Source organism: Prevotella sp. P3-122 (assembly GCF_002251365.1).
Taxonomy (GTDB): Bacteria; Bacteroidota; Bacteroidia; order Bacteroidales; family Bacteroidaceae; genus Prevotella.
On the sequence record NZ_NPJH01000093.1, the window covers coordinates 1 to 269 of the forward strand.

The 269-nt window shown below is 58.0% G+C and carries 1 rRNA gene; it reads right to left on the reverse strand.

Annotated features, from left to right (window positions below):
* Nucleotides 1–269, reverse strand: a 23S ribosomal RNA gene (locus CIL02_RS15220); the annotation flags it as partial.

The window sequence follows — 269 nt, forward strand, 5'->3', positions numbered from 1 at the left end:
AGGCGCATTGCTACGCCTGCGGTTTGGGCTCTTCCCCGGTCGCTCGCCACTACTGGGGGAATCACGTTTTGTTTTCTTTTCCTCGAGGTACTAAGATGTTTCAGTTCCCTCGGTTGGCGCCATCGGACTGTGCCGACGGCGGCTGTCCTTCAGACAGCCGGGTTGTCCCATTCGGAAATCCCGGGATCAGAGGTCATTTGCACCTACCCCGGGCTTATCGCAGCTTATCACGTCCTTCATCGCCTCCATGAGCCAAGGCATCCGCCATG